Origin of the sequence: Delftia sp. WY8 (genome assembly GCF_018437695.1) — a bacterium.
GTDB classification, from domain to species: domain Bacteria; phylum Pseudomonadota; class Gammaproteobacteria; order Burkholderiales; family Burkholderiaceae_C; genus Comamonas; species Comamonas tsuruhatensis.
The window spans coordinates 4,399,155-4,424,603 of record NZ_CP049795.1 but is presented as its reverse complement, the minus strand read 5'-3'; the positions used below and the strand labels follow the sequence as shown (position 1 = coordinate 4,424,603).

Annotated in this window: 21 protein-coding genes and 1 pseudogene; 4 read left to right on the top strand and 18 right to left on the bottom strand. The window is 53.8% G+C overall.

Annotated elements, in window-relative coordinates:
• Nucleotides 1-91: 91 nt before the first annotated feature.
• From G4D77_RS20325 to G4D77_RS20295, 7 genes are all read right to left on the bottom strand, one after another.
• Nucleotides 92-1,432: a Mef(A)/Tet(V) family efflux MFS transporter gene (locus tag G4D77_RS20325; RefSeq protein ID WP_046986836.1), complete on the bottom strand. Its 1,341-nt coding sequence runs from the start codon at nucleotides 1,430-1,432 to the stop codon at nucleotides 92-94.
• 47 nt (nucleotides 1,433-1,479) lie between these two features.
• On the bottom strand, nucleotides 1,480-4,713 hold the full coding sequence (locus tag G4D77_RS20320) for a CusA/CzcA family heavy metal efflux RND transporter (RefSeq protein WP_046238794.1): 3,234 nt from the start codon (nucleotides 4,711-4,713) through the stop codon (nucleotides 1,480-1,482).
• Nucleotides 4,710-5,894 carry an efflux RND transporter periplasmic adaptor subunit gene (locus tag G4D77_RS20315; RefSeq protein WP_046238793.1) on the bottom strand — a complete coding sequence of 395 codons (1,185 nt, stop codon included), beginning with the start codon at nucleotides 5,892-5,894 and terminating at the stop codon, nucleotides 4,710-4,712. The genes G4D77_RS20320 and G4D77_RS20315 overlap by 4 nt, the downstream gene beginning before the upstream one ends.
• Nucleotides 5,891-7,084: a TolC family protein gene (locus G4D77_RS20310; RefSeq protein WP_080945294.1), complete on the bottom strand. Its 1,194-nt coding sequence runs from the start codon at nucleotides 7,082-7,084 to the stop codon at nucleotides 5,891-5,893. The genes G4D77_RS20315 and G4D77_RS20310 overlap by 4 nt, the downstream gene beginning before the upstream one ends.
• 212 nt (nucleotides 7,085-7,296) lie before the next feature.
• A complete protein-coding gene (locus tag G4D77_RS20305; protein WP_046238812.1) occupies nucleotides 7,297-7,845 on the bottom strand; it encodes an RNA polymerase sigma factor in 549 nt (182 codons plus the stop codon).
• 20 nt (nucleotides 7,846-7,865) lie between these two features.
• The gene (locus tag G4D77_RS20300; RefSeq protein WP_046238792.1) at nucleotides 7,866-8,312 is read right to left on the bottom strand and encodes a periplasmic heavy metal sensor; all 447 of its coding nucleotides are present in this window, start codon (nucleotides 8,310-8,312) and stop codon (nucleotides 7,866-7,868) included.
• Nucleotides 8,309-8,605 carry a CnrY/NccY family anti-sigma factor gene (locus G4D77_RS20295; protein WP_046238791.1) on the bottom strand — a complete coding sequence of 99 codons (297 nt, stop codon included), beginning with the start codon at nucleotides 8,603-8,605 and terminating at the stop codon, nucleotides 8,309-8,311. Before G4D77_RS20295 ends, G4D77_RS20300 begins: the two co-directional genes overlap by 4 nt.
• Nucleotides 8,606-9,050: 445 nt before the next feature.
• Between G4D77_RS20295 and G4D77_RS20290 the strand changes: the two are divergent.
• Nucleotides 9,051-9,209: pseudogene (locus G4D77_RS20290) on the top strand (IS5/IS1182 family transposase); the annotation flags it as partial.
• A gap of 439 nt (nucleotides 9,210-9,648) precedes the next feature.
• Nucleotides 9,649-10,134: a DUF6328 family protein gene (locus G4D77_RS20285; RefSeq protein ID WP_046238789.1), complete on the top strand. Its 486-nt coding sequence runs from the start codon at nucleotides 9,649-9,651 to the stop codon at nucleotides 10,132-10,134.
• A 476-nt stretch (nucleotides 10,135-10,610) separates the two neighbouring features.
• Here G4D77_RS20285 and G4D77_RS20280 read toward each other — a convergent pair whose 3' ends face one another.
• The 3 genes from G4D77_RS20280 to G4D77_RS20270 form a co-directional block, all read right to left on the bottom strand.
• Complete coding sequence (locus G4D77_RS20280; protein WP_128422649.1) at nucleotides 10,611-10,784, bottom strand: DDE-type integrase/transposase/recombinase; 174 nt, start codon at nucleotides 10,782-10,784, stop codon at nucleotides 10,611-10,613.
• A gap of 413 nt (nucleotides 10,785-11,197) precedes the next feature.
• Nucleotides 11,198-11,911, bottom strand: coding sequence for a winged helix-turn-helix domain-containing protein (locus G4D77_RS20275; protein ID WP_046238788.1), 714 nt, complete (start codon nucleotides 11,909-11,911; stop codon nucleotides 11,198-11,200).
• Nucleotides 11,912-11,929: 18 nt separating this feature from the next.
• The gene (locus G4D77_RS20270; RefSeq protein WP_154833413.1) at nucleotides 11,930-13,462 is read right to left on the bottom strand and encodes an SEL1-like repeat protein; all 1,533 of its coding nucleotides are present in this window, start codon (nucleotides 13,460-13,462) and stop codon (nucleotides 11,930-11,932) included.
• Between the two features lie 330 nt (nucleotides 13,463-13,792).
• Between G4D77_RS20270 and G4D77_RS20265 the strand changes: the two genes are divergently transcribed.
• Nucleotides 13,793-14,839 (top strand): porin, encoded by a 1,047-nt coding sequence (locus tag G4D77_RS20265; protein WP_046238786.1) that lies wholly within the window; start codon nucleotides 13,793-13,795, stop codon nucleotides 14,837-14,839.
• A gap of 106 nt (nucleotides 14,840-14,945) precedes the next feature.
• Complete coding sequence (locus G4D77_RS20260) at nucleotides 14,946-15,299, top strand: CzcE family metal-binding protein (protein WP_315532835.1); 354 nt, start codon at nucleotides 14,946-14,948, stop codon at nucleotides 15,297-15,299.
• A gap of 42 nt (nucleotides 15,300-15,341) precedes the next feature.
• On the opposite strand, the gene G4D77_RS20255 is transcribed toward G4D77_RS20260, so the two are convergent.
• From G4D77_RS20255 to G4D77_RS20220, 8 genes are all read right to left on the bottom strand, one after another.
• Nucleotides 15,342-15,755 carry a diacylglycerol kinase gene (locus G4D77_RS20255; RefSeq protein ID WP_227740895.1) on the bottom strand — a complete coding sequence of 138 codons (414 nt, stop codon included), beginning with the start codon at nucleotides 15,753-15,755 and terminating at the stop codon, nucleotides 15,342-15,344.
• Nucleotides 15,745-16,461 (bottom strand): phosphatase PAP2 family protein, encoded by a 717-nt coding sequence (locus tag G4D77_RS20250; RefSeq protein WP_080945290.1) that lies wholly within the window; start codon nucleotides 16,459-16,461, stop codon nucleotides 15,745-15,747. Before G4D77_RS20250 ends, G4D77_RS20255 begins: the two co-directional genes overlap by 11 nt.
• An 80-nt stretch (nucleotides 16,462-16,541) precedes the next feature.
• Nucleotides 16,542-19,016 (bottom strand): heavy metal translocating P-type ATPase, encoded by a 2,475-nt coding sequence (locus G4D77_RS20245; RefSeq protein WP_080945289.1) that lies wholly within the window; start codon nucleotides 19,014-19,016, stop codon nucleotides 16,542-16,544.
• Between the two features lie 71 nt (nucleotides 19,017-19,087).
• Nucleotides 19,088-19,342 (bottom strand): double zinc ribbon domain-containing protein, encoded by a 255-nt coding sequence (locus tag G4D77_RS20240; RefSeq protein WP_080945288.1) that lies wholly within the window; start codon nucleotides 19,340-19,342, stop codon nucleotides 19,088-19,090.
• 31 nt (nucleotides 19,343-19,373) lie between these two features.
• Nucleotides 19,374-19,760 carry a flagellar basal body rod protein FlgB gene (flgB, locus tag G4D77_RS20235; protein WP_046238784.1) on the bottom strand — a complete coding sequence of 129 codons (387 nt, stop codon included), beginning with the start codon at nucleotides 19,758-19,760 and terminating at the stop codon, nucleotides 19,374-19,376.
• Nucleotides 19,761-19,888: 128 nt separating this feature from the next.
• Entirely contained in the window at nucleotides 19,889-21,559 is a 1,671-nt protein-coding gene (locus G4D77_RS20230) for a phosphoethanolamine transferase (RefSeq protein ID WP_154833409.1), read from the bottom strand.
• Nucleotides 21,560-21,719: 160 nt separating this feature from the next.
• Nucleotides 21,720-22,070, bottom strand: coding sequence for a DUF4148 domain-containing protein (locus tag G4D77_RS20225; RefSeq protein WP_080945263.1), 351 nt, complete (start codon nucleotides 22,068-22,070; stop codon nucleotides 21,720-21,722).
• 185 nt (nucleotides 22,071-22,255) lie between these two features.
• Nucleotides 22,256-25,444: an efflux RND transporter permease subunit gene (locus G4D77_RS20220; protein ID WP_046238505.1), complete on the bottom strand. Its 3,189-nt coding sequence runs from the start codon at nucleotides 25,442-25,444 to the stop codon at nucleotides 22,256-22,258.
• Nucleotides 25,445-25,449 lie beyond the last annotated feature (5 nt).

Below are 25,449 nucleotides of genomic sequence, written 5' to 3'. Positions count from 1 at the left end.
GAGCGAACCAATTCTTCAAGAAACAGAGGATTTCCAGCGAAAGGAAGTTTTCTTATATCCACGACGAGATACGAGATGCGCGGAATATCGCTCAGTGAGCGTCGGGCCAGCGTGGATGCAGATCGTCAATGGCAAACACATGACTGTGCTTGCGCTTTCCAAGCGGCATGCCTTCCTTCAGATGCTGGTCCCATGCCGGATCCTCCGGATGCTCATGCCCGATCTCATCTTCGTCGTCTTGCGGCCACAGCTTCCACGCGAGCGCCACGCCGATGACGGTGACAACGGCCAGCGCAGCGAAGGCAGCGGGCATGCCAAATCTGGCGCCCAGTTGGCCCGCCAGGGGATAGGTGATCAGCCAGCAGGCATGCGACAGCGAAAACTGCGCGGCGAATACCGCGGGACGGTCTTCGGCCGCGGCCGAGCGCCGCAGCAGTCGCCCACTGGGCGTGAGCGTCATGGAGTAGCCATGGCCGATGATGAACCACAGCATGAGGAATGCGGGCCATTCGTAGCCTGCCCCCATGGTGGAGACCAGCAGTCCGGCCAACAGGCCGGCGCCCATGAGGCTTGCGCCGAAAAGCATGGCGGGCCGGTCGGGCCGCTTTTCCAGGATCTTTGGCAGCCACAGTGCCATCAGCATCGATCCCCCGCCAAAGGCTGCCAGCGCGAACGGTACATCGGTGCTCGGCCGCTGAAGTTTGCTCTGGACATAGACCACGGTGTTGACGATCACCATGGCGCTGGCCGCTGCCGCAGCCAGATTCAGGGCGAGCAGGCCGCGCAAGCGTGGCGTGCGCAGATAGATGGACATCCCTCGGAAGGTTTTGGCGTAGATGCCGCCACGCACAACCACCGCCTTGGCCTGGGGCAGCGTGACCGATACCACCAAGATGGCCGAACAGAGAAAGCCCACCACGGTGCCGGCGAAAAGCCCGTGGAAGGAAATCACGGTCAGCAGCGCCGCGGCGAGCATCGGGCTCAGCAGGCTTTCCATGTCATAGGCCAGCCGGGACAGGGAGAGCGCGCGCGTGTAGTCCTTTTCTTCGGGCAGGACGTCCGGAATCGTCGCCTGGAACGTGGGGGTGAAGGCTGCCGAAGCGGACTGCAATAGGAAGATGAGGAGGTAGACCTGCCACACCTCGCTGACGAAGGGCAGTGAAACCGCCACCGCTGCGCGCACCAAGTCCATCGCGACCAGGAAGGCGCGCCGCGGCAGACGGTTGGCGAAAGCACCCACGACCGGCGCGATGCCCACATAGGCCACCATCTTGATGGCCAGCGCAGTGCCCAGAACGCTGCCCGCATTGGGGCCGGCGATGTCATAGGCGAGCAAACCCAGCGCCACGGTCGCGAGCCCGGTTCCGACCAGCGCAATGACTTGCGCCAGGAACAGGTGGCGGTAGGTACGGTTGGCTAATACTTCCAGCATCAGTGGCTCCTCAAGGGGATACAGCGTCTCTTGGTGGCATCACCCGGTTACAGCGAAGCCGGGACCGGCGAAGCCTGCGGCTGTTCACGCTCGCGCCTTCTCAGCACCATGCCGCAAACCGCCGGCAGCACAAACAGCGTCAGTATGGTCGCCGTGATCAAGCCGCCAATCACCACAGTGGCCAGCGGACGTTGCACTTCAGCCCCCGTCCCTGTACCGATCGCCATGGGCACGAAGCCCAGTGATGCAACCAGTGCCGTCATGAGCACCGGGCGCACGCGTTCCATCGCCCCTTCGATGACGGCCACATTGGCACTCAACCCCTCTTCCAGGCGCGATCGAATGGCGGAGATCAGCACCAGGCCGTTCAACACCGCGACGCCCGAGACCGCGATGAACCCCACCGACGCCGAAATGGAGAACGGGATGCCACGCAGGGCCAGGGCGAAGACGCCGCCAGCCAAGGCCAGGGGGACGGCTGTCAGCACCGTGGCGGTCAGCGCGACGTTGCCGATCGCCATGTACAGCGCCGCGGCAATCAGCACGAAGCAGGCAGGCACGATGATGGCCAGGCGCTTGGTGGCCGCTTGCAGGTTCTGGAACTGCCCGCCCCACTCGATCCAGGATCCGGAAGGCAGTTTGACTTCCTGTGCGATCCGGGCTGCGGCGTCGTCGACAAAGCTGCCCAGATCACGACCGACAACGTTGGCTTCCACATAGATGCGCCGCTTGCCGTTGTCGCGGCTGACTTCGTTCAGTCCTTGGGTGAATCGGAACTGCACCAGTTGGCGCAGCGGCACCGAGGCACGCGGCTGACCGGAGACCTCGGGCAACATCACGGGCAGCGCGCCCAGCACGTCGAGATTGCCGCGCTGCTCGCCCGGCAGGCGCACGACGATATCGAAGCGGCGGTCCCCTTCGAAGACCTGGCCCGCAGGCTTGCCTGCCAGCGCGGTGGCGACGGTATCGGCGACTTCCTTGACCGTCAGGCCGTAGCGCGCAATGGCCGCACGATCAAAGCTGATATCGAAGGTCGGAAAGCCGGTGGTCTGGGCCACGCGCACGTCCGAGGAGCCCGGCGTCTTGCGCAGCACCGACGCCACGCGCTGAGCGCTGGCGGCAAGCTGATCGAGATCTTCGCCGTAGATCTTGACGGCCACGTCGCTGCGCACGCCGCCGATGAGCTCGTTGAAGCGCATCTCGATGGGCTGTGTCACGTCGTAGTTGTTGCCGACAAGAAACGCCGTTTTCTCGCGGATGCGCTCCACCACCTGCTCCTTGGTCGTCACGCCTTCGGGCCATTCATCCTTGGGTTTGAGGATGATGTAGTTGTCCGACGCATTGGGCGGCATCGGATCGGCCGCCAGGCTGGCCGTACCGGCCTTGGAGTACACGGTCTTGACTTCCGGCAGGCTCAGCACGGCGCGCTCCAGCGGCAGATCGATGGCCGCCGACTGCTCGATGGAGGTCGATGGAATACGGACCGACGACAGGTTCAGGTTTTGCTCATCGAGCGTGGGCATGAACTCGCGGCCCACGAAGGTGAAGGCAAATGCGGCCAGGGCCAGTACCGCGACGCCAGCGCCCACGAAAGGCATGGGGTTCTGAACGGCCCGTGTGAGCAGAGGGCGATAGCGCTGCTTGGTGGCAACGATGATCTTGACTTCCTTCTCCGCGATCTCCTTGCGCAGCAGCACGGCGATCATCGCGGGCACGAAGGTCAGCGACAGCACGAAGGCGGAAGCCAGGGCCAGCATGAGCGTGATCACCATGGGCGAGAACATCTTGCCCTCCACGCCCTGGAAGGTCAGACAAGGCAGAAACACCAGGAAAATCACCAACTGGCCATAGACGGTCGGCTTGACCATTTCCTTCGATGAGGCGATGACCTCATCCAGGCGCTCCGACAAGGTCAGCAGCCGTCCCTCCTGCTGCTGCCTGTGGGCCAACCGGCGCAATGCGTTCTCCACGATGATGACGGCGCCGTCGATGATCAGGCCGAAATCCAGCGCACCCAGGCTCATCAGATTGCCGGAGATGTGCAAGGAGTTCATGCCGATCGCGCTGAACAGCAGGGACAGGGGAATGACCATGGCGGCAATCACCGCAGCACGCCAGTTGCCCAGCAAGGCGAACAGGATGACGACCACCAGCACGGCGCCCTCGGTCAGATTGCGCGCCACCGTGGTCACGGTCGCCACAACGAGCTGAGAACGGTCCAGGGTCGGGACAATGACCACGCCCGGCGGCATGGTCTTGGAAATCTCCTTGAGCTTGTCTCCCACGGCCTGCGCCACGGTACGGCTGTTCGCGCCCACCAGCATGAGGGCACTGCCCACCACGGTTTCCTGACCATCGCGGCTGGCTGCACCGGTGCGCAGTTCGCCGCCCACGCTGACCTTGGCCACCTGCCCGATGGTGACAGGAACCCCCTGGCGCTGTGCCACCACGGCGCGTGCGATCTCATCGACGGTGCGTATGCGCGCATCGGCACGCACCAGGTAGGACTCGCCCGAGCGCTGGATGTAGTTGGCCCCCACCGAGAGGTTGGCGTCCTCCAGCGCACGGTTCACATCGGCATAGGAAATGCCGAAGGCAGCCAGCTTGGCCGCGTCCGGCTCCACCAGGAACTCCTTGACATAGCCGCCCAGCGAGTCCACATCGGCCACGCCTGTTGTGGTGCGCAACTGGGGCCTGACGATCCAGTCCTGCACCGTGCGCAAGTACGCGAGCTTGGAGACGCGATCCTTGAGCCTCTCGCCTTCGTCGGTGAGGAAGCTGCCATCACTTTGCCAGCCCGGTTCGCCGTCCTTGGCGGTGGCGCCCTTGCCTTCGGGATGCTCGAACTCCACGCTGTAGTGGAACACCTCGCCCAGGCCGGTGGACACCGGCCCCATGCGCGGCTCAGCGCCATCGGGCAGGCTGGCCCGCGCCTGAGCCAAGCGCTCGGACACCTGCTGCCGCATGAAATACAGATCGGCATCTTCCTTGAAGATGGCCGTGACCTGACTGAAGCCATTGCGGGAAAAAGACCGTGTGCGTTCGACACCATTGAGGCCCGCCAACGCGGTCTCGATGGGATAGGTCACACGCTTTTCGACTTCCACGGGGCTCAGCGTGGGCACGACCGTGTTGATCTGAACCTGCTTGTTCGTGATGTCCGGCGTCACGTCGATCGGCAGCAGGTTGAGCTGCCAGCCACCGAACACCGCCAGCACCAAGGTCAGAAACAGCACCAACCAGCGCTGCCTGACCGATGCGGAGAGGATTGCGTTGATCATTCGTCGTCTCCGGCGTTCTTCTTGGCCTGCGCCTTGACCAGGAATGCATTGCGCGTGGCAACACGGTCACCGGCTGCTGCGCCTGAAATCACCTGGGCCACGCCGCCGCTACGCGCGCCGATCAGCACGGGCTGGGCACGAAAGCCCTGGTCCGTCTTGACGAACAGCACATCGCGCCCATCCAGATTCTGGACCGCGCTTTCTGGCACGGTCAGGCCGGAAGATCCTCCATTGCGGGCATGCAGCCTGACTTGAACGCCCTCGCCCACCACCAGGGCCACCTTGGGCTCGCTGGGCGTCAGCACGACCGTGGCCGCGCGCGAGGCGTTGCTCGCGGTGGGCGTGATGGAACGCACGATGGCGGCAATGGGGTTGCCACTGGAAGGGATGATGGTGGCCAGCTCGCCGACGGCAATGCGCCCGGCCTCGGCCGGCGTCACAGCGGCCTCGATCTGTAGCGCACCGGGAGCGGCCACGCGAAACAGCTCGGTGTTGGGCGCCACATAGGCCCCGACCACCGCATTCACCGCGGTGACACTGCCGGAAATCGGGCTCACCACGGCAACGGCACGCCCATCCTCCGAGACCTGGGCGGCGCGCGCCACGGAGCTCGCACGCTGCGACTCGGCCTCGGCCACATCCAGCCCCGCTTTGGCGGCGTCCATGTCCTGGCGGGGCGTCACGCCCTGCTGGAAGAGTTCGAGTTCGCGCGCATAGGATTTGCGGGCCAGATCGGCCTTGGCCTGGGCGACGCGACGGTCCGCCGCCATGGTTGTAGCGTCCAGACTATCGACGGTCGCGAGCACGTCGCCTGCCTTCACCGCATCGCCCAACCGCCGTGCCACGCGCTGAATCGTTCCGGTCGCGCGCGCCACCAGAACGGCCTCGCCGCCTGGCGCCGCCGTCACGGTGGCCGGAGCGAGAATCTCCAGGGCCACATCGCCAGGCGTGATCGCTTCCACTGTGATGCCCGCGGCCTGAAGATAGTCATCCGGTATTTGAACCACGCCAGCGGGTGCATCCGACGCGGGAGCAGGGGTCGGCGCCGAGGCAATCGCAGCGGCAGGCGCGACCGCGGGCGCAGACTTTCCGATCTGGGCTGCGCCAAAGCCGATTGCGGCGGCGGCACTGGCGACTCCAGCGACCAGCAGCCAGGGGGTAGTACGACGGTTCTCAGTCATTTGATTTCTTCTCCGAAGGCCAGGCGCCCTTCCGCCTGCGCCATTGCCGACAATGCGCGTACGCGCGCCAGACGCGCGCCAATGGTGGATCCGCGTGCCTCCGACAGGGCGCGGCGGATCACGAGCAGTTCCACCAGGGAGGTTTTGCCCGCTTCGTAGCCAACGCGGCCGAGCCGATATGCTTCATTCGCCGCGGCCTCGCCCGTCGATGCCGCCGTCAACCGCTGGTCGGCCGCCTGCACTTGCGCCAACGCCGTGCGCAGATTGGCCTGAGCCAGCAAGCGAGCTTCCTCCAGCCGGGACTCGGCGGCGATGACGCGCTGCTGGGCGGCAGAAATGCCGCCCGCATTGCGATCGAGCAGAGGAATCGTTGCGCTGACGCCCACGACATAACCGCTTTGGCTGGACCAGGCATAACGCCGCACGCCCGCACTGATACCGATTTCAGGCACCCACCTTTTTTGCTCGACGGTGACTTGTGCCTGAAGCGCATCGCGCTCCGCACGGGCGGTGACCACCGAGGGTGCCTCCTGTACCGACGAGGCAGGACTGTCGTTGGCCGCGTTCAGCAGCGTGCCGCTGACCCCTGAGTAGGCGATGTCCGATCCGACGAGCGCGGACAGGCGCTCCAACGCCTGGGTGAGGTCGGCCGCGCTCGCTTGCGTATTCGCCTGCGCGGCCGCCACGCTCGCCTGGGCCTGCGCCAACCTCAGTTGCGCTTCCTTGCCCGCTTTCACCTGGGCCTGTGCCACACCCAGATCGTCTTTGGCACGCGCCAGATCGTCCTGTGCCAGTTGCCGTAGTGCCTGGGCCGCTTCCACCGAGGCATAGGCCACGGCAAGGCCCGCGGCAAAATCGACCTGGGCCTGGTGACTGCGGGTCTGCGACAATCCGAGATTGCGCTCGCCGGCCTCGATGCGAGCGGCCCGCTTGCCAAACACTTCCAGGGGCTGGGTAACGGTGTAGGTACTTTGGCGCTGGCTTTGGCCGCCGCTGGCCGGTGCGCCCAGATTTTCAAAGAGCGTGTCCACTCGCGGGTTGAGCAAGGCCCTGGACTGTTGCGCATCCGCTGCGGCAGCGCCGACATTGGCTTGTTGCTCCATCAGCGCAGGCGCTTGTGACAGTGCCTGTGCCAATAACTGTGCATAGACCGGCGCGTCAGCCGCGTTCGCATGGGTAACGCTCAACATGGCCACGCCAAGCGCCACGATGGCGCGTCGATAGGGGAGAACGGGAATGATGGCGAGCCTCCTTTCAGGCAGTCGGCACTCCAGCGTTTGTGGAGGAGTCAACTAGGAATACGGCGCTGCCCGCATCTCCCCCTCGTTCTCAGACAAAAAAAATTTACGACAAAGATGTGCCGTCCCTGTGCCGCCTTCCACGCGCCCAGAACGAGATCGGCTCAGGCGCTGCTACCGCGCGAAATCAGCAGGGTCAGCTTGCTGCGCGCCCGAGTGAGGCGGCCTTCAAGCGCCTTGAGGGTGATGCCCAGGGCGGCTGCGGCCTCGGGCTGGGTGAGTCCCACAATACCGGTCAGGACGATGGCCTCTCGCTGGTCACGCGGCAGCAGAGAGAGTGTCTGGGTCACTTTGGCCAGTTCCCTGCGGGCGGCCGTTGCGCGCTCCGGGCCAGGCGCGGGATCCGTTTGCTCGGGCGTGTCCGGGCTGAGCAGATCCAACGCGCCGAACAGGAAATTGCGCACCTTGCGGAAGCGGTACAGATCCCGCATCTTGTTCATGGCGATGCCGAAAAGCCAGGCGCGAAAAAGACGGGATTCATCGTAGTCGCCCAGGGCCTTCCACACAGCCACAAAAGTCTCCTGAGTCACGTCATCGATGTCGGTGTCAGGAATGCCAAAGCTGCGCGCGGCCTGTGTCACCGCTGCGCCATAACGGTCAACGAGTACCTTGAAGGCACGCTGATCGCCTTGCGCCGCGCGCTTGGCCAACACAGCGTCCGAATCCGAGGCAATCACTGCGAACCACGCCGAAGCGCTTCCACCAACACGTTGTCGTACGCCGGCCGATGCTCGGGCTTGAGTCCGGCCCGCATCTCGAAAACGTGCACGAGCGTGGCGCGCTGCAGATCTCCAGCGGCTTTCTCCACTTCACGAATGGCGGACTCGACCTCCGGCGACCAGGAGGGATTTTTGGAGATCGCTTCGGCCAACTGGCCATTCGCGGCGCGCAAGCGCTTTTCTATCTCCTGGCGCCGCTCCGCGAATGCCTGCTCTTTGGTCTCCAGGATTTGCTTTTCATTGGCGTCCAGGGGGACAGCGCGATGCAGCATCTCATGGAGGTCCGTCTCGGGTCGCGGCGCATTGTGCCGAACCATGACAATCGCCCCGGCCACCAGGACGCCGAACAGAGCCCCAGCAATCGTCGCCAACGCAAAACGTCGTAGTCGATGGGCCATCATTCCCCCACGAGCAAGCCGAACGGCGAGGCCGCCGGCGGTGCAGAAATCCAGGTGGCCACGGGCTGCTCCCATGCCTTGGCGGCAATCGAGTCCAACCCGGCGAGGGCCACTATCGCGGCAACGGCGGCGCACAACATGGCCAACCGGGCATCGTGTCTGGCCAGTGCCAAAGCTGAGGACGCGGGCGAGGTGCTCGCGCTGATCCGCTGCAAGACCTTGTCGCTATTGACAGGTGCATCGGCATTTTTGGTCAGGTTGGCTGCATCTGCGAGCCACTTGTCTATGTCCACCATGGCAGACCTCCTTTGGAGCTGTTCATCTCTCTATACGGCTGCGAAGCAATTTCCCCTCGGAAAATATGCAAATCTCTGCCAAAAGCTTAAGCGGCGTTGTCCTTGGCCGCCAGTCGCCTTGCCGGAGGACTGCAGCACGAAATACAAGACGTGTAAAGCTTGGGGGCACGTCCCCGCTTTCCCGAGCGCCTGGACTACACTGCGCCGCAATATGTTTCGCCGCCTGATCGTGCTTGTCCGAGTATGCTGCCTTTGCTGGCAGTCCTTGGACTTTGCGGGAGCCGGCGTCGCTTCGAGACATTGCAGCACGCCAGCTGTGTCATCGGAGATTGGATCGGCTTTTACAACAACCGCCGGCCTCAACAGAGGCTAGCCCTGAAGACCTCCACTGAAGCATTCGCATTAGCGGCCTGACCTGTGCAGGTTCTGCTTGGTCAATACACGGCTGGGCAAGCACCGGTGGGTGGTGGAGAGGACGCACAGCTGGTTTGCAGGCTTTGGCAAACTGAGAATCCGCTTTGAACGACGGCGGGATATCCACGAAGCACCGCTGAAATTGGCGGGAGCGATCATCTGCGCACGCTTCGTAGATCAGTGGTGTTAGCCAGTCTGAGTGGCGCGCGCACCTCGCCGCTCAATGAGTCTATGGGTTTCTCAAGGCAGAGCAAGCCAGCACCTATCTCGTCAGTCCCAGACCGATGACTGAATCAGAAGTAGGTGATCGCCGCGACTACTGTGTCCATCAAGTGCTATCGTAGAACACGAGAAGGCTGAGATGCCTTCGCGGACGCGACCCGGCGACGGAACACCTAAAAATTTAGGGGGAAACTTCTCGTGAAACTAAAAACTGAGTAGTCCACGATTTCAAAACTATGCTGCTCGAGCTACGCCAAGTGCTTGCTGTACCTCGCGTCGAAGTTCAAGACTCGAGGAGATTCGGCACCCACACTCAGCCGCAGGTGCCTTGATGTGGGCTTGAGCCATGTGCATAACACGCTCTAGAAAAACTATCAACGTAGGAATAAAGAAAAGGATAGCTCGGAATGAATACTTCACACATTCACACAAAAATAGATCAAGATGATCTTGAAGTCTATGATGATGGAGATTTGACGGACCTTCTTGGAGAACTCCGAGTCTTACTCCCTAGCTCACAGCTTCTTTCAGCATTTTTGATAACGGTACCCTTCATGCCGGGATTCAACGCCATCGCATATACTGAAAAATGGGTCTTCTTAGCGACATTTCTTTTGGCAGTGACGAGCCTAGTATTACTAAGCGCAACTGCCGTACAGCATCGATTGATACGACCGCTGATTGACAGACCTCGTTTTAAAACATTTGCATCACGCCAAATTCTGGCAGGTGCTGTAACGCTTGCGATCGCACTAATATCAGGCACACAGCTTGTTCTATCCACCATCTTTGGCCATTTCGTTGGTAGCTTAGCTGCGGCACTGATTGCGACCCTAATCTTCACGCTATGGTGGTGGCTGCCGCGTCGCTGGAAAGCGACTGAGAAATTATGATCAAACTCCAGATTTCATGTTACGGAAGATAGCTCACTATGCAGAAAAACTGATTTAGCAAGAATTATATGATTGTGTGTTCTTTGTCGAATTCCAGCTATTTCACAATTATAAACCACTAATTCAACTGCACCAATTGGAACACAAATCCCATTCTTCTGAAGTTTGTTCTTTTATCGTGACCTCTCCAACTGTGCTATCTTAGGCGATCTATGATTATTTTCACCTTCCGGTATCAAATCTAATGCATACAACACCACGGGGGAATAGATCTCCTCACAGAGCTATAGATGTGACCAGGTATGATGTGCTTGGGGATTCGAGCCTGGATATCAGAGCGACTTGACCGATGCCGGCGTGCAGTTTGTGCCAGTTGTAATGGTACGGCCAGCACGCCAGAACGTCGGTCCGCTCAGCTGAGGTCTGGTACGTCCACCCATAGAGCCCACTCGAGCAGCGCGAACTGGATGAATCGTTCAGCCTTGTGGCTGGTTCGATCTGGCGAACTTGAGTTGTACGCCCAAAGCCTTGTAAGCAGCAGCAATCGCCTTTGACGGGAAAGCTGCACCGTTGTCAACCAGCAAGCGTTTAACGCTCATTCCCAACCCAGCGCGGCACGCCATCGCATTGTGCAGGAGCGCTGGCTTCATGCTTCTTCTCGCCGGGATGCATGGTGGTGAAGGCTATGCCTGCATGGTCATCAATAGTCACAAAAAGCATCGCCCACATGCACTTTCAACCGAGTCACGCCGGTAGCAGTCCACTCAATGACTTACCTGACGATGCAGCCGAGCTTCTTGGTGTCGATTGCAGTATGTCCCCGCGTTCATCCTGCTCGCAGCACTTCACCGTTAAAGAAACAACAACTTGGCTTTAACTCAATGCGCCCACTTATTTTTCCCGCATAAAATTAAAAGCAGGAATGCAGATTATGCATTCATGTACAAAGATATCACGCCAATGCATCTGCAGTACACATTAAAATTGCTACTCAGATTCAAACTAAGGTTGACAAGATCCAATTGCAAAAAATTGCAAGTTAATGATGCATTATTCTTTTTATCTAATAATCTTCAGACATCTCGTCAAACTTACCTTTCACATGGCGAATCTCCAGGATATAGCCCGATCCTCGTTGAGTATGAAGTAGTTTGATATCATAAGGATCATCAAGCTTTCTACGCAACCTTCGCACTGCTACGTCCACCATGTTTTTAGTAAAATTGCCGTCTCTATTCCAAACCTGTGCCGCCAGAGACTCCCGAGACAAAAGCTGACCAGAGCGCCGCATAAATGCCAACAGCAATGAAAATTCACCTTTGGTTAAATCAAGCCTCTTGCCCTTTCGTTCTGCACGCTGCTTAGAAAGATCAAGAATAAGATCTCCTAAATAATAGCACTCCTTGTTATTGAACTCAAGAAGCAATCGGCTCTTCAGCTGTTCAATTCTTTTTATGAAACTCTCACTGTGGTCTGAGATTGATGGATCTATTTTCACCCCATTATCGAAGAACACTTCTCGATCCTTGCCATCTTTAATTTTTGTTAGGATCATCATTGGAAGATATTTATCCGTATTAATTTTTGCGAACAATTTAAATTTTTCCAGGAGAATTTTATTCTCATAAAAAAGTATTAAATTTATCTCATTTTTAATAGCATGACGGAGTCCAGAGTGATAGTCACTGAACTCGTCGAAAATATAGCCAAGCGCGCGCAAGGTATCTCGCAAATAATGCGAAACTCCTGCCGGAGGCCTAATTACAAGCATGCGCATTGTGAGATGGACAAATTATTAAAAGACCTCTTTAATAATCTCTTTTTGCACCTTCGCCCATTTTGTCCCCAATCGAATAGCTTCTCTTTGTTGAGATGAAACGGAAGAAAAGAAAAACCTCTCTTGGATATGTAATTTTTGGAGTAGGCGCCTTAGCTGAAGAGATCTTGCTCGAAGAGATCCCTCTAATATGATATTTTCCGGTGATTTAGAAGAAAACAGATTGGCCGCAATTTCCAAGCAGGTCATTGCATACTCAGTAGTTGCTGGAATCACTCTAGGCTCAGCCAACTTACCTTTTGCAACTTGAGTATTCTTCTCAAGCACGATACCCCACGGTCGAATCGTAGCGTTTATGTTCATTGAAAGTGCTTCAAGCTTTGTTAGGCCAAATGCACGCGCTAAGCGCAGTCTCATCGCCAAGAGAGGTGCAATTTCTTGTATTTCTGATATGGCACTTTGGGCTTCATCTTCTGGACCAAAGACAGGCAAGACGAAGGAGCATAGAAGCGATCGTGCCAGAGGATCACCTTTATTTGCTGCAGAGTGCAGCATTTTCATCCCAGACTCCATGGAGTCTATCTCCACAGACTCCCTAAGAATCATCACGCCTAGGCAACGCTCTGCCTCCGCAATTCCGTGTTTGGCGGCCTTCTCCAGACAAAATCTAGCCATAGTGGGATTAGCAACCGAACTACGGTAGTCTGAGCAAATTCGAAAGAGGTGCAGCCATGCCATAGATACACCAGAATCTCCAGATCTCAGTAGCAATGCAACTGACTTTCTCAAGTTTTGGCTTCTGACAAGACGCTTTGCGGGCAAATGTCCACATGGGTAGCCCGCCAGAGATCTCCCGAGAATATGGCAGGCCTTGAGATCGCCCACGGCAGAGCATCGTTCTAAGCTTTGCTCAATTAAATCAGCTGGCAAATGTCCTAAATCGTGTTTAAATGTCTCCGCATAGGCGACTATGTCGCATATGAGCTGATGCAAAGTCATGTTTAGTGGCACGAAGCAGCTATGGGATGAAAGGACCGACAGAATCTGAATGCACCTATCCGGCTGTCTTCCATTTAAAGCCGATCTTGCTTCACTGGCGATTATGGAAGAAACGTCAGTCGGATGTATAATCCTAAGCGCATGTAAGGAACTTAGTAGCTTGCCTACAGAAATTTTCTGATGGCTTGTGTCAGTGCTATCAAGCAATTGAGTTGTACAGCGCTGTAGCCAAACTTTCCCCATTTCTGCTTCACAGCGCAAGAAGTGCCACGCGGAAAGCTTGAGCCGCGCAATCTCATCATTTTCTGCTGCATTCTTTAGTGCAAAAATCAAGTCTTCTTTGACTATTTCTTTTAAAGAGAGATGAGTAGACAATGAGATAGATGCTCTTTGCTGGGCCTTAGGGAACGCGGATTTTAGATATGAAACACCTATAGAAATATTCTTAGAAATTCCAGGTGAGCCTGTTAAGTATGCTTCCCCCAGCTTCAAACATGCTTCTATATCTCCTGTTTTAGCAAGCTGTCTCAGCTGCAGATCCTCGCGCCGCATCACACTCCCCCGGGTTAGCTATTAATCAAGGAACCTAATTCCGATTCCTACTAGATCAAAGACGTTAGCAAACTAATCCCGGCAACTTCCAACCAAAAAAATGACATATTTGCAATATTCGTGCAAACAATATGTGGTGACTATAAGGACATAGGCCTCGAAAGCTCGGATTGTTGGTGGCATGGTTCGTGAAATCTAGAAATCAGCGAATTTGACTTGCGCAACCTTACTCATTCCTTTTCATCCAGCGATATTTTTGCGCGCGACGTTTACGATTTCTGCTGATGCCCGAAGCAGGCATCAATCAACAGTTTTCTTAAGGAAATGATCATGAACTTCAAACACATAGTCGCGCTGTCCCTGGCAGGCGTGGCTGCCGGTGCCAGCGCCCAATCTTCCGTCGAACTGTTCGGTATCGTTGACGTGAACACGCGTTACGTGAACAACAGCAACCTTCCCAGCAACCTGACCATGAACAACAGTGGTCTCGCGTCTGGTCGTTGGGGACTGCGCGGTGTTGAGGATCTGGGCGGTGGCTTGAAAGCGGGTTTCTGGCTTGAATCTGACATTGCTGCTGATACCGGTACGTTCAGTTCGACTGGTAAGTTCTTCCAGCGTCGATCGACAATTAGCTTGATGGGCAATTTTGGTGAAGTTCGTCTCGGACGCGATTTCTCGCCTGCTTCCCAAAATGCGACCAAGTACGACCCGTTTAACGTGATTGGTTTGGCCGGTTCAAACGTTACTAGCCGCATGCCTGGTGCGTTTGCGTCCTACTATCGTCATGACAACGCTATCCAGTACTTCTCACCCAAGTGGAACGGTTTGCAGGCTGAGGCGATGTATGCCATGGATGAAGACCCGTTGACCAGCGTTGGCCGCCATATCGCGGGTCGTTTGGCCTATGACAATGGTCCTCTGAGCATGTCCGTTTCGTATGGCGCGACCGATGTCAACGCCTCGGGCGCAAAGCTCAAGCAATACGGTGCGGCCGCTTCCTACAACTTTGGAGTGGCAACCCTGATGGGCTACTTCCAGCGTGATGATTTGCCCTATGGTATGTATGGCTCGCGTGCTGTAGGGTCTGAGGACCGCTGGCAAATTGGCGTCACTGTTCCCGTTGGCAAGGACTACATTCGTGCCAACTATGTGCGTACAGACTCGCGCGGAGGCCCGGCCGCCTATAACGGTAGCGACGCCAACAAGTTCGCTATTGGCTACGTGCACAACATGTCACGCCGCACTGCGCTGTACGGCACGATTGCACGTGTCACCAACAAGGGCGGCGCAAACTTTAGCCTGGTGGGTGGAGCTGCTGGACTGGCCGCTGGCGGTAGCTCCACGGGTGCAGAAGTGGGCATCCGCCACTCCTTCTGATAGGAAATTGAGATTGGCTTTCTGAACTATGACGAAAACGTAACCATTCAGCCGGTCAATTAAAATATTGCCTAGCCTATAGTAATTGCCATGAGGTGTTCGCCTCATGGCAATTTTTTTGAAAGGAACCGTAATGAAATTTGCACTGCCGTTCACTACCGCTGTCCTGCTGCTTGTTGCGGGCCAAGCTAACGCGGACTACTTTCCTACAGGGAAGTCGTACTACGGCTATGAAGTCCAGTCTACGAGCTACAGAACAATTGATCTTTCCCAGAAAGGTCCAATAAATATAACCTGTGGTGAAATCATCCAATTCATAAGCAACGGAAAGACTCTGATCTGGAAGGCGGACTCCATCTATCATACTGAAGTCCCTATAGCCAAGTTTGCACCTGTTGGATTTGATCCGCAAGGACGATCAATTTTCGTCTCTCAGAATGAATATGAGTTCGGTGGATAATTAATTCTCAATTTAAAAGCCCCACTATTATGTGGGCTTTTTTTATTTATCGATCCATATATTTTTAAAAATTAATGTGCACCAAATAATAGTGCAGAAAATTATAGCCACAAATACTGCAGCGCTTCCAAGGTCCTTTGCTTTTCTGGATAGCTCATTTTCTTCTTGGCCAAATCTATCTATGGCTGACTCAATGGCCGAATTCAATATTTCAACTATCAATACTAGAAAAACACCGGAAAGAAGAAATAATATCTCAAGCAATCCATTGCCAACTACTATTGATAAAGGGATCAAAACCAGGGCCAGCATCGCCTCAAGTCTGAATGCGGGTTCTTCCCAAGCATCTTTTAAGCCGCTCCATGAATAGCTTGTTGCGTAAAATATGCGAGAAAGTCCTCTTCGTGATTTTTGGTGATTAACAAAGATTTGGGGACTAGTTGATTTATCCAACACGATATTGAGTCTTTAGTGAAAATACTATGTATGTCAGCGCTGAGATGTACCAGCAAATGGCTAGCGCCCATAAATCATGGGATATGAAGTGGGCGCCTCGAAGTTGCTGAGTCAAACCAAAGATCAACCCCAGAGTAATGCCTATCGCAAGTCCTCGCCATCTAAACAAAGGCTTGGACATTAAGAAAAAAAAGTATAGACCAATCCAAGCGTATCCGGCACTAGCATGTCCAGCAGGGAAACAATTTCCTCTCCCAATGCTTGATGGCCGATGTTCAAACAAACCCACAAATGGTCGATCTCCTCCAAATTCAGCAAGGCTCCAAGGGCAGTCCATGTTGGTAACTGTCTTTAAGATCCCAATAGAAAAGACACATAGCAATACAGAACTACTCAGATAGATCAGAGGAAGTCTCCAAGTCCGAAAAGAAGAACCAACTTTGAAAAATGAAGAGCAAACTATTGCTATAAGTATTAGGAGAGCTGTCAAACTAACATTCTTCCCTCCTTTATGGAGTATCTTAGCTGCAATCCAATGATCTGTCAGGCGCCATTCGTAACCTTGATATTTGTAGATTTTTGTTGTCAGCCAAAAATCTCCGCCAGCAATCATCAATATGTAAGATATTGCTATTATTGGAAGGATTGGAAAAACCATGTGAGTGAGAAAAAATGGCTTACTGAAACCAAATCCTTTCTCATTCATTTTTTTTATTGAACCCATGAAAGATGGGCCCCATCTACACGAGGCCAATACAAAAAATAAGAGATTTTAGTCTTATCTGATCAAAATGCAGGCTGCTTTTTTTTGTATGCCAGAAGCCTCAACGCATTGAATACAACTAGTAAAGTCGAGCCTTCATGCACTGCTACAGCGGCTCCGATACTGAGGCCCATAATAGTCGCCGGCACTAAAACTGCCACTATGCCAAGGCTGACAAAGACATTCTGACGGATCACTGATCTTGTATGCCGACTCAGACCCACTGCAAAAGGCAAATGCCTGAGATCATCTGCCATAAGGGCAACATCAGCAGTTTCCAGCGCAACATCAGAACCAGCTGCTCCCATCGCAATTCCAACAGTAGAGTTGGCCATAGCGGGGGCATCATTCACCCCGTCGCCAACCATTGCCACCTTGGTTTTCTTCTTAAGATCTCGTATGGCTTTGACTTTGTCTTCAGGCATCAGATCGCCCCAGGCCTCATCCAGACCAACTTCCTGAGCAACTGCATCGGCGACTTTTTGATGATCACCGGATATCATTATCATCCGCGTTATACCCAGGCTCCGCAGTGCCTTCAACGCCTCTTTAGCACCAGCTCTCGGGGTGTCGAGTAATCCAATGGCCCCCAGATCTCTGTCTCCAAATCGGACAAACATCGTTGTACGACCAGATTCTCTCAGATTGTCAATGATTTGCTGTGATTCAGCGCTTAGTTTGGGGATGTCTTCAATACCGAACATCTCGGATTTACCAATCCAGACAGGTTCAGCATTAATGCTTGCTTTTACGCCGCGGCCAATAAGATTTTCAAGATCGCTAGCTACTAGATTCCGCTGATTCACTAACTTCTCGCCAGCGTCTTTCACAATTGCAGCAGCCAGCGGATGGTCGCTAAGGGACTCTACCGCTACAGCTACTTGCAAAAGCTCTTCCTGTGTAATACCTTTCGCTGGCACGATATCAGTTATGCGTGGACGTCCTTCGGTCAATGTTCCGGTTTTATCGAATGCAATCGCATTGAGAGATCCCAACTCTTCTAAGGGGGCTCCACCCTTTATCAAAACACCACCTCGTGCTGCACGAGCTATACCTGATAGCACTGCACTGGGTGTAGCAATGGCGAGTGCACAGGGGCTTGCTGCAACCAATACTGCCATAGCGCGGTAAAAGCTATCACGAAATGGCTCATCAATGACAACCCATGCAAACAGGAGCGCAAAGGCAAGTATCAGAACGGCTGGAACAAATATTCTTTCGAATTTTTCGGTGAAGCGTTGAGTTGGAGATTTGAGTGTCTCGGCCTCACTGACCATTTTCACGACTCGAGCAAGAGCCGAGTCCGCAGATTTTCTGGTCACCTCAATTTCGATACCTCCAGCACCATTGATTGTGCCAGCGAACACCTTTGACTCCGAATTAATGGCATCAGGATTTAATCTAGCCTTCTCCGCATCTTCCACGGCCTTCTTATCTACGGGAATACTTTCCCCAGTGACAGGCGCCTGGTTAACTGCGGAATTTCCTCGGACGATAAAGCCGTCAGCGGCAATCCGCTCATTTGGCTTCATGAGAACCAAGTCTCCTACAACCAGCTCTTCAACTGCAACTTCTAGTACTTGACCATCTCTCCGGACTGTTGCACTGTTGGGCGCTAGCTCGGCAAGTGCTTCAATGGCTCGCTTTGCACGTCCCATCGCGTAGTGCTCAAGAGCGTGACCTAAACTGAATAAAAATAGGAGTAGGGAACCCTCTGCCCATGAGCCCAGCGCCGCGGCTCCTCCGGCGGCCACTAGCATGAGTGTATCAATTTCAAACCGCTTGAGCCGAAGATTCTCCAGTGCCTCTCTGAGAGTAAAGTATCCACCGAAGAAATATGCTAGAACGTAAATTCCGATTGGAAACCAAGCCGGCAAGGAGGGGAGAAATTTCTCAATCGCTACGCCAAGTGCAAGAAGCACCCCGCAGGTGATAGCGAATACCATCTCTGCATTTTTCCCCAGAATTCCTCCCCCGTGATCATGGCCATGATCATTTTCATTTTTGGATTGCGGACGTTCTTTCCTGAACCCCGAATTACCTAACTCAGGTTGAGTGGGATTAATATTTAAATCTCGGAGAGCATCCAGAATATCAACTTCTTTTATTTTATTCTTGTCAAAATCCACATGAACTTGGCCAGTCGGGCTCACCTGCGCCTCTATAACTCCACTTAGACCAAGAAGCTTAGTCTCTACAGTGCGGGCTTTTCTGGCATGGTTTATACCTTCAAATTCTATAAGAAAGTGTCCCCAGCGGTCGGATATCCTGGATCCTGCTGCCTCAACTAGCTCTCTAATACGAATCAGTGGTAATTTTTCTGAATCATAGTGAATGCACAATTTAGGCCATTCGCCATCTTTGCCAGCATCCAGATGGACCTTCTCGACACCATCCCTACTTTGAATATCACTTAGTAAGCGTCTCACCAAAAGGTCATCGCTTGTTGAAATAGATGATAGAACTACCGGTATGTCTAGACGAAGTTTTTTTTTCATGATATTTAATCGACAACAGGAGATAGCTATACCTTTATCGCAGCGTGCCAGTTGACTTGGCAAGCGTCAACTTAAAGATTTTCTCTTCCACATTGCGCGCAAAATTTTGCGCCTGCAACTAAATTTGCGTCGCATCCACGACATACTAAGGAAACTCCACACTGGCCACAAAATCTGCTTGTTGCGGAGTTTGGTGTTCGGCATGTTGGGCATGCATATCCCACTTCGCCGTAACTACCTCTTTTAAGGTATCCACTGGAATTTTTGTGATGTCCATCATTTTTACGGTGATGTCCTTTTCCGAATAACCAGCTGCTGAATCCCATGATAAGCTTCCTAATTTGTTAAGATCCGTGTCTAGACAAGTTTGGATAACATTTCTCCGATTTCCATATACTCATCCACAGCTTGTTTCATTGCCAACTCCGTGCGTATTGCGTTGTCAATGAAACTAGCACGCTCCTGATCTAAATCCACCGTGTTTTTATCGAGAGAGTTCTGTGAGGCCGGGCGGTAGGCGACTTCAGTGTCGTATATGGACTTCAACTCTGAGCTTGGGATATGCCCCTTTTTCGTCTCCTTAACCGACAACATGTTGGCAGAACTTCTTTCAAGCGCTGCCTTGAAGTCCAAGTCTTTTGCTTGATACCCAGGTGTGTCCGCATTGGCAATATTGCTTGCAATTAGTGCGAGCCTTTGCGTTCTGATTCGCAATGCTATGTCTTCAAAACGAACTTCGCTCATTTCATACCCCTTTTCTAATCTTCCTTCGAAGATTTGTTGAAATGTTGTGCTTTGAGGTTGACAAACTATGAATAAATATGATATCCGCCATTAGCGCCTAAGTTGATTACAAATTTGTCATGCTGTCGTCAGTTCTCACTTGTGCAAGAAGCAGCTATGTCTAGAGTCTTATCGTAGACATTCGTCTGCACATCCAGCAGACCTAAGACTGTGTGAAAGTAGTTATCGTGGCTTATTTTGATGTTGAGATTTTTGCTTTTCAAGCACGCTAAACTTGTACCGCTTGAGATTTCCATTGGCTTTGATACCCACATTACCCATGGTATGTTTTTCTGCCCTTTCGGTGCAAAAGAATATGGAAGCCCGTGCAGATAAATATTATTTTCACCTAATGATTCTCCGTGATCGGATACGTACATGAGTGCAGTTGGCGCAGCGGGAAATGAGTTCTTCAGCCAATCTATGGCGTTGTTAATAAAGTAGTCCGTCTCGATGATGCTGTTGTCGTAAGCGTTCACGACTTCTTGTTGCGTACAACTTTGGAGCGCTGCCGACTCGCATTCGGGTTTAAATGTCTTTCTTGAGAGACTAGACCTTTTGTAATATGCAGGCCCATGACTTCCCATTTGATGAAGTACGATTACTTTTCCTTTCCCGTTTTTCATCGATGAAGATGACTGAATGCGATCCTTGAGGCCAACCAGCATGGCAGAGTCCTGGCAGACGCCATCTTTTTCGCAAAGCGGATTGCTTGGCTCATATCTGTAGTATTCGGTCGCAACCCTAGCGCAAACTCCTTTGCAACCAGACTGGTTGTCCAACCAGTAAACCGAAAGCCCAGCCTTAGCCAGGACATCCAGCATGTTTTCGTGGTTTACTTTCCTTGATGCATAGTCTTCTCGATCTAAGTGAGAAAACATACAGGGCAACGACTCAGCGGTACTGGTGCCGCAAGACCATGCGTTCTTTGAGGAGAAGATGTCAGCTCGCTTCGATAGCAGTGGCGTTGTATTCCTCTCATAGCCATTGATTCCGAAGTTTTCGGCTCTTGCTGTTTCTCCAACTATGAGTAGCAATATTGGTTCTTCGCCATTGACTAGCTCGTTAGTTTGTATTTTTGCATCTTGACCGATTTTTTCTATTTTTAAGCTTCTTCTATCCAGAGGGTTTGTAGCCACCTTTATTGTTGAGTAAAATGTATTCAAAGGACTAATTTGGTACCTCATTTTCGTATGATTTCTCATTGTCGACGAGAAAGGTTGATAAATGAGGAAAATGCACACTAAAGCCAAGGCAAGTCCTAGGAATGCCAATAGTACAGATGTAAATATTGCCTTGATTGCAGTCGTCTTTTTTACGCCGGCCAGAATAATCAAGAATATGGGGATTATTGAAAATCCAAGTACCGTTACCAGTAATTCGTAGCTTAGAAGATCAATTGCTTCTCCGATATCAGTTTGCAATGTATTTCGTATCATTCCAGGATCTATTACGATCCCGTAGCTCAGCATGAAGTAGCTAGTGATGGAATTTACAAGTATTGCCCCAACCAATACTGGCTTAAGTAGTGGCCCCAAAGCAAATATTGAAAGAAGAGAGATGTTTAGCGCAGCAACTGCAACTAAAAATCCTATAAAAAATGTTACCCCAATTTCCTCTTGCAACTGGAGCAGAGTCTTCCACAGGGGGATGTTCCCCACAGTTGCAAGCCAAACACCAGTCGCAATAATCAAGACTGCTGGGCTAACTGTTAGATTGGATGAAATCTTTCGAAGCAAGCTTCGATTTTTATTTAACATGACTAGCTCTTCTTATTGAGCCAAATACAAAAAATCCCATATCCAAAGAACTACGTTCTAAAGATATGGGATTATCATTTTCACTATTACAACGAATCTATCCATTGGCTAGAGCATGCCCGCTGATCACGCAGCTCCGATTCGTCATCCACAACTTATTTCAACCACCCATTGCGCGTTGACGTGCATCACGCTGTTCTGGAGTCTCCTTAAGCAATTCGTTAATGACTTCTTGACGGGTCTTTCCGGCATTTGCTTGCTTGGAGGACGCTGGATAAGCGCCAGTATTGAATCGATTGCTTCCGCCCTCGCGAGCGGCCGTACCTGCCTCAGCTTTAACTTGTTCCCGGGTCTTTTGTGAGTTGAAGTGCTCGGGGTAGGTTTTCACGCCTGCTTCATTGTTCGCGGGATGCTGATAGCTTTCGGCTGCGGCTATGCCAGGAAGAATGAATGCGGTCGAAGCGACCAATGCAGCGATAGAGGATGCAATGTTAAGACGACGGTGCTTCATTTCGAGATCCTTTCAAGAGATTTTGAATTTCTATTCGTGGCTTTGTTGGACCCGAGTAGATGGCTCTACTATAGAAAAGCTGCCCCCACAGGACGCACACATTGCCATGACAATGCTGTAATCTAATTGACATAAAAAGGGCCATGGCTTTTGGCCATGGCCTGAAAAGCGATCACGGTCCCAAGTTACGCGATCGCCACCTCACCCGAGGACGATGCCCCATCCTCGGGATTCTGTTGAACGTCGCCTTCCGAAGGGTCGTTCCTGTGGATGAGCCTGTACAGCAGGGGCAGGACGAGCAGTGTCAGCATCGTGGAGGAGAGGATGCCGCCTATGACTACTGTTGCAAGGGGACGCTGCACTTCCGCTCCTGTGCCTGTGGCGATAGCCATAGGTACGAAGCCTAGCGAAGCTACCAAAGCCGTCATAAGGACTGGGCGTAGTCGTGTGAGCGCCCCTTCCGTTACGGCGTCTGGCACGCTCTTGCCTTCCTCACGCAACGTCCGGAAGTAAGAGATCATCACCAAGCCATTGAGCACAGCGACCCCTGACAGAGCAATGAATCCTACAGCGGCAGTAATGGACAGTGGTATGTCTCGCAGCCACAACGCCAAGATGCCGCCCGTGAGCGCGAACGGGATACCTGTAAACACGATGAGCCCGTCTCGAGCATTGCCGAACATTGCGAAGAGCAAGACGAAGACCATCAGCAGAGCGACAGGTACCACAATCATGAGACGTTGACGCGCCGACTCTAAGTTTTCGAATGTTCCGCCCCAGCGGGTCCAGTATCCCGCTGGTAGCTGAAGGCTTTCGAGGCGTTGCTCAGCTTCGTTCACGAAGGAGCCGATGTCACGTCCACGTACGTTTGCACTGACGACGATACGGCGTTTACCATCTTCTCGGCTGACTTGATTTGGGCCAGGAGCCGTCTCAAAAGTCGCGACTGAGGACAGCGGCACGAACCCCACCCGGCCATCTGCTCCCTTTGGCAACGCAATCGGAAGTCGGCTCAGAGCCTCCACATCATTGCGAATGTCCTCGGGCAAGCGAACCTGGATGTCGAAGCGCTTGTCCCCTTCGAAAACAATCCCCGCTTCTCCGCCCCCCAGCGCAACACTGATGGTGTCTTGCACATCCCCCATGTTGAGGCCGTAGCGTGAAGCTTTTTCGCGATCGATTTGCACTGTGAGCATCGGCAGGCCTGTCGTCTGCTCAATTTTCACTTCTGACGCGCCCTGGATTTGCTGAAGCATGCCAGCCACAGTTTGTGCGTTCTTCTCCAGTACGGACATGTCATCACCGAAAATCTTTACGGCTACGTCGCTACGCACGCCAGAAATCAGTTCGTTAAAACGGAGTTGGATCGGCTGGGAAAACTCGTAGTTGTTGCCTGGCACGCTGTCTGCGGTCTTTTGAATCGCAGCCAATAAATCGTCGCGAGAACGCGAAGGATCGGGCCATTGATCCTTGGGCTTTAGCATGATGTAGCCGTCCGAGATGTTGGGCGGCATAGGATCTGACGCAATCTCGGCGGTACCGGTACGTGCGAACACACGGTCAATTTCAGGAAACTCCTTCTTCAAGGTGTTCTCGATCTGGATCTGCATCTCCAGCGACTGTGTGAGGCTGGTGCCAGGAATGCGAAGTGCTTGGATCGCAAAGTCGCCTTCATTGAGGTTGGGAGCGAATTCACTACCTAGGCGTGTCGCCAGCAGCAGGCTAAGGACCACCGCTACACAAGCGGTTGTCAGAACTACTGCAGGGGCTGCCATGACTCTTGCCAGGATGGGCGAGTAAGAACGGCGTGCCCAACTCATGATGCGGTTTTCTTTTTCCGCTACTTTGTCGCCCATGAACAGGGCAACCGCAGCCGGAATGAAGGTGATCGACAGCAGCATGGCTCCGGCCAAGGCGATGACCACGGTCAGTGCCATGGGGTGGAACATCTTTCCTTCCACACCGGTGAGCGCAAAGATGGGTAGATAGACCACCATGATGATCAGCTGACCGAACAGCAGGGGCCGTCGAGCTTCCTTTGCCGCAGCAAATACCTCATGGAAACGCTCACTGCGAGTGAGCGGGCGGCCGCGTGCCTCCTGCGCATGGGCCAAGCGCCTCACACAGTTCTCCACAATCACGACTGCACCGTCAATGATGATGCCGAAGTCCAATGCCCCCAAGCTCATGAGGTTGGCGCTGACCTTGTAGTACACCATGCCTGTGAACGTGAAAAGCATGGACAGCGGGATGATCATTGCTGTGATCAACGCGGCGCGAAGGTTGCCCAGGAACAGGAAGAGGATCACCACCACCAAGGTGGCGCCCTCGATCAGGTTTTTCTTGACCGTGGCGATAGCTTTGTCGACCAGGTTGGTGCGGTCGTAAACAGTGACAGCTTTGACACCTTCGGGCAGGTTGCGGTTGATCTCCCGCATGCGTATATCGACCGCCTGGGATACCTTTCGGCTGTTCTCGCCAATCAGCATGAACACTGTACCAAGCACGACCTCGCGGCCATTGTCAGTCGCAGCACCGGTACGCAGTTCACGTCCTAGGCCTACTTCAGCCAAGTCTCGGATGCGTATCGGTTGCCCCTGAGCAGACCCAACGATGACTTCGCGAATGTCCGCTATTCCCTTGACCTGACCAGGCGCTCGTATCAGATATTGCTCACCTTGGCGCTCGATGTAGCCCGCACCGACGTTTGCGTTGTTACGCTGAAGCGCGGCCACGATATCGGCGAGTGTGAACCCGTAAGCTGAAAGCTTGGCAGGCGACGGTGCGACCAGGTATTCCTTCGCGTAGCCGCCGATAGAGTTGATCTCGGTCACGCCAGGCACATTACGCAACTGGGGCTTGATCACCCAGTCTTGAATCTCGCGCAGATCCATGGGCGTGTATGGCGAACCGTCAGGCTTCTTAGCGCCTTCCTCCGCTTCCACGGTCCACAGGTAGATTTCTCCCAAACCTGTTGAGATCGGCCCTAACGTTGGCGTTACGCCATCAGGCAGGTTTTCGCGGGCCTGCTGCATGCGTTCGTTGACCAACTGGCGTGCGAAGTAGATGTCGGTGCCGTCCTTAAACACCACGGTGACCTGGGACAGGCCGTAGCGCGATAGCGAGCGCGTCTGCTCCAGATTTGGGAGCCCTGCCATCACAGTTTCTATGGGGTAGGTGACACGCTGTTCAGTTTCGAGCGGAGAATATCCAGGCGCCTGGGTGTTGATCTGCACCTGGACATTGGTGATGTCGGGCACAGCGTCGATTGCTAGGCGCTGATAGCTAAACACGCCTAGCGCGGCCATGCCAAACACGGCAAGCAGTACGAGCCAACGCTGCTCGATGGCGAAGCGGATGATGCGTTCAAACATGAAGG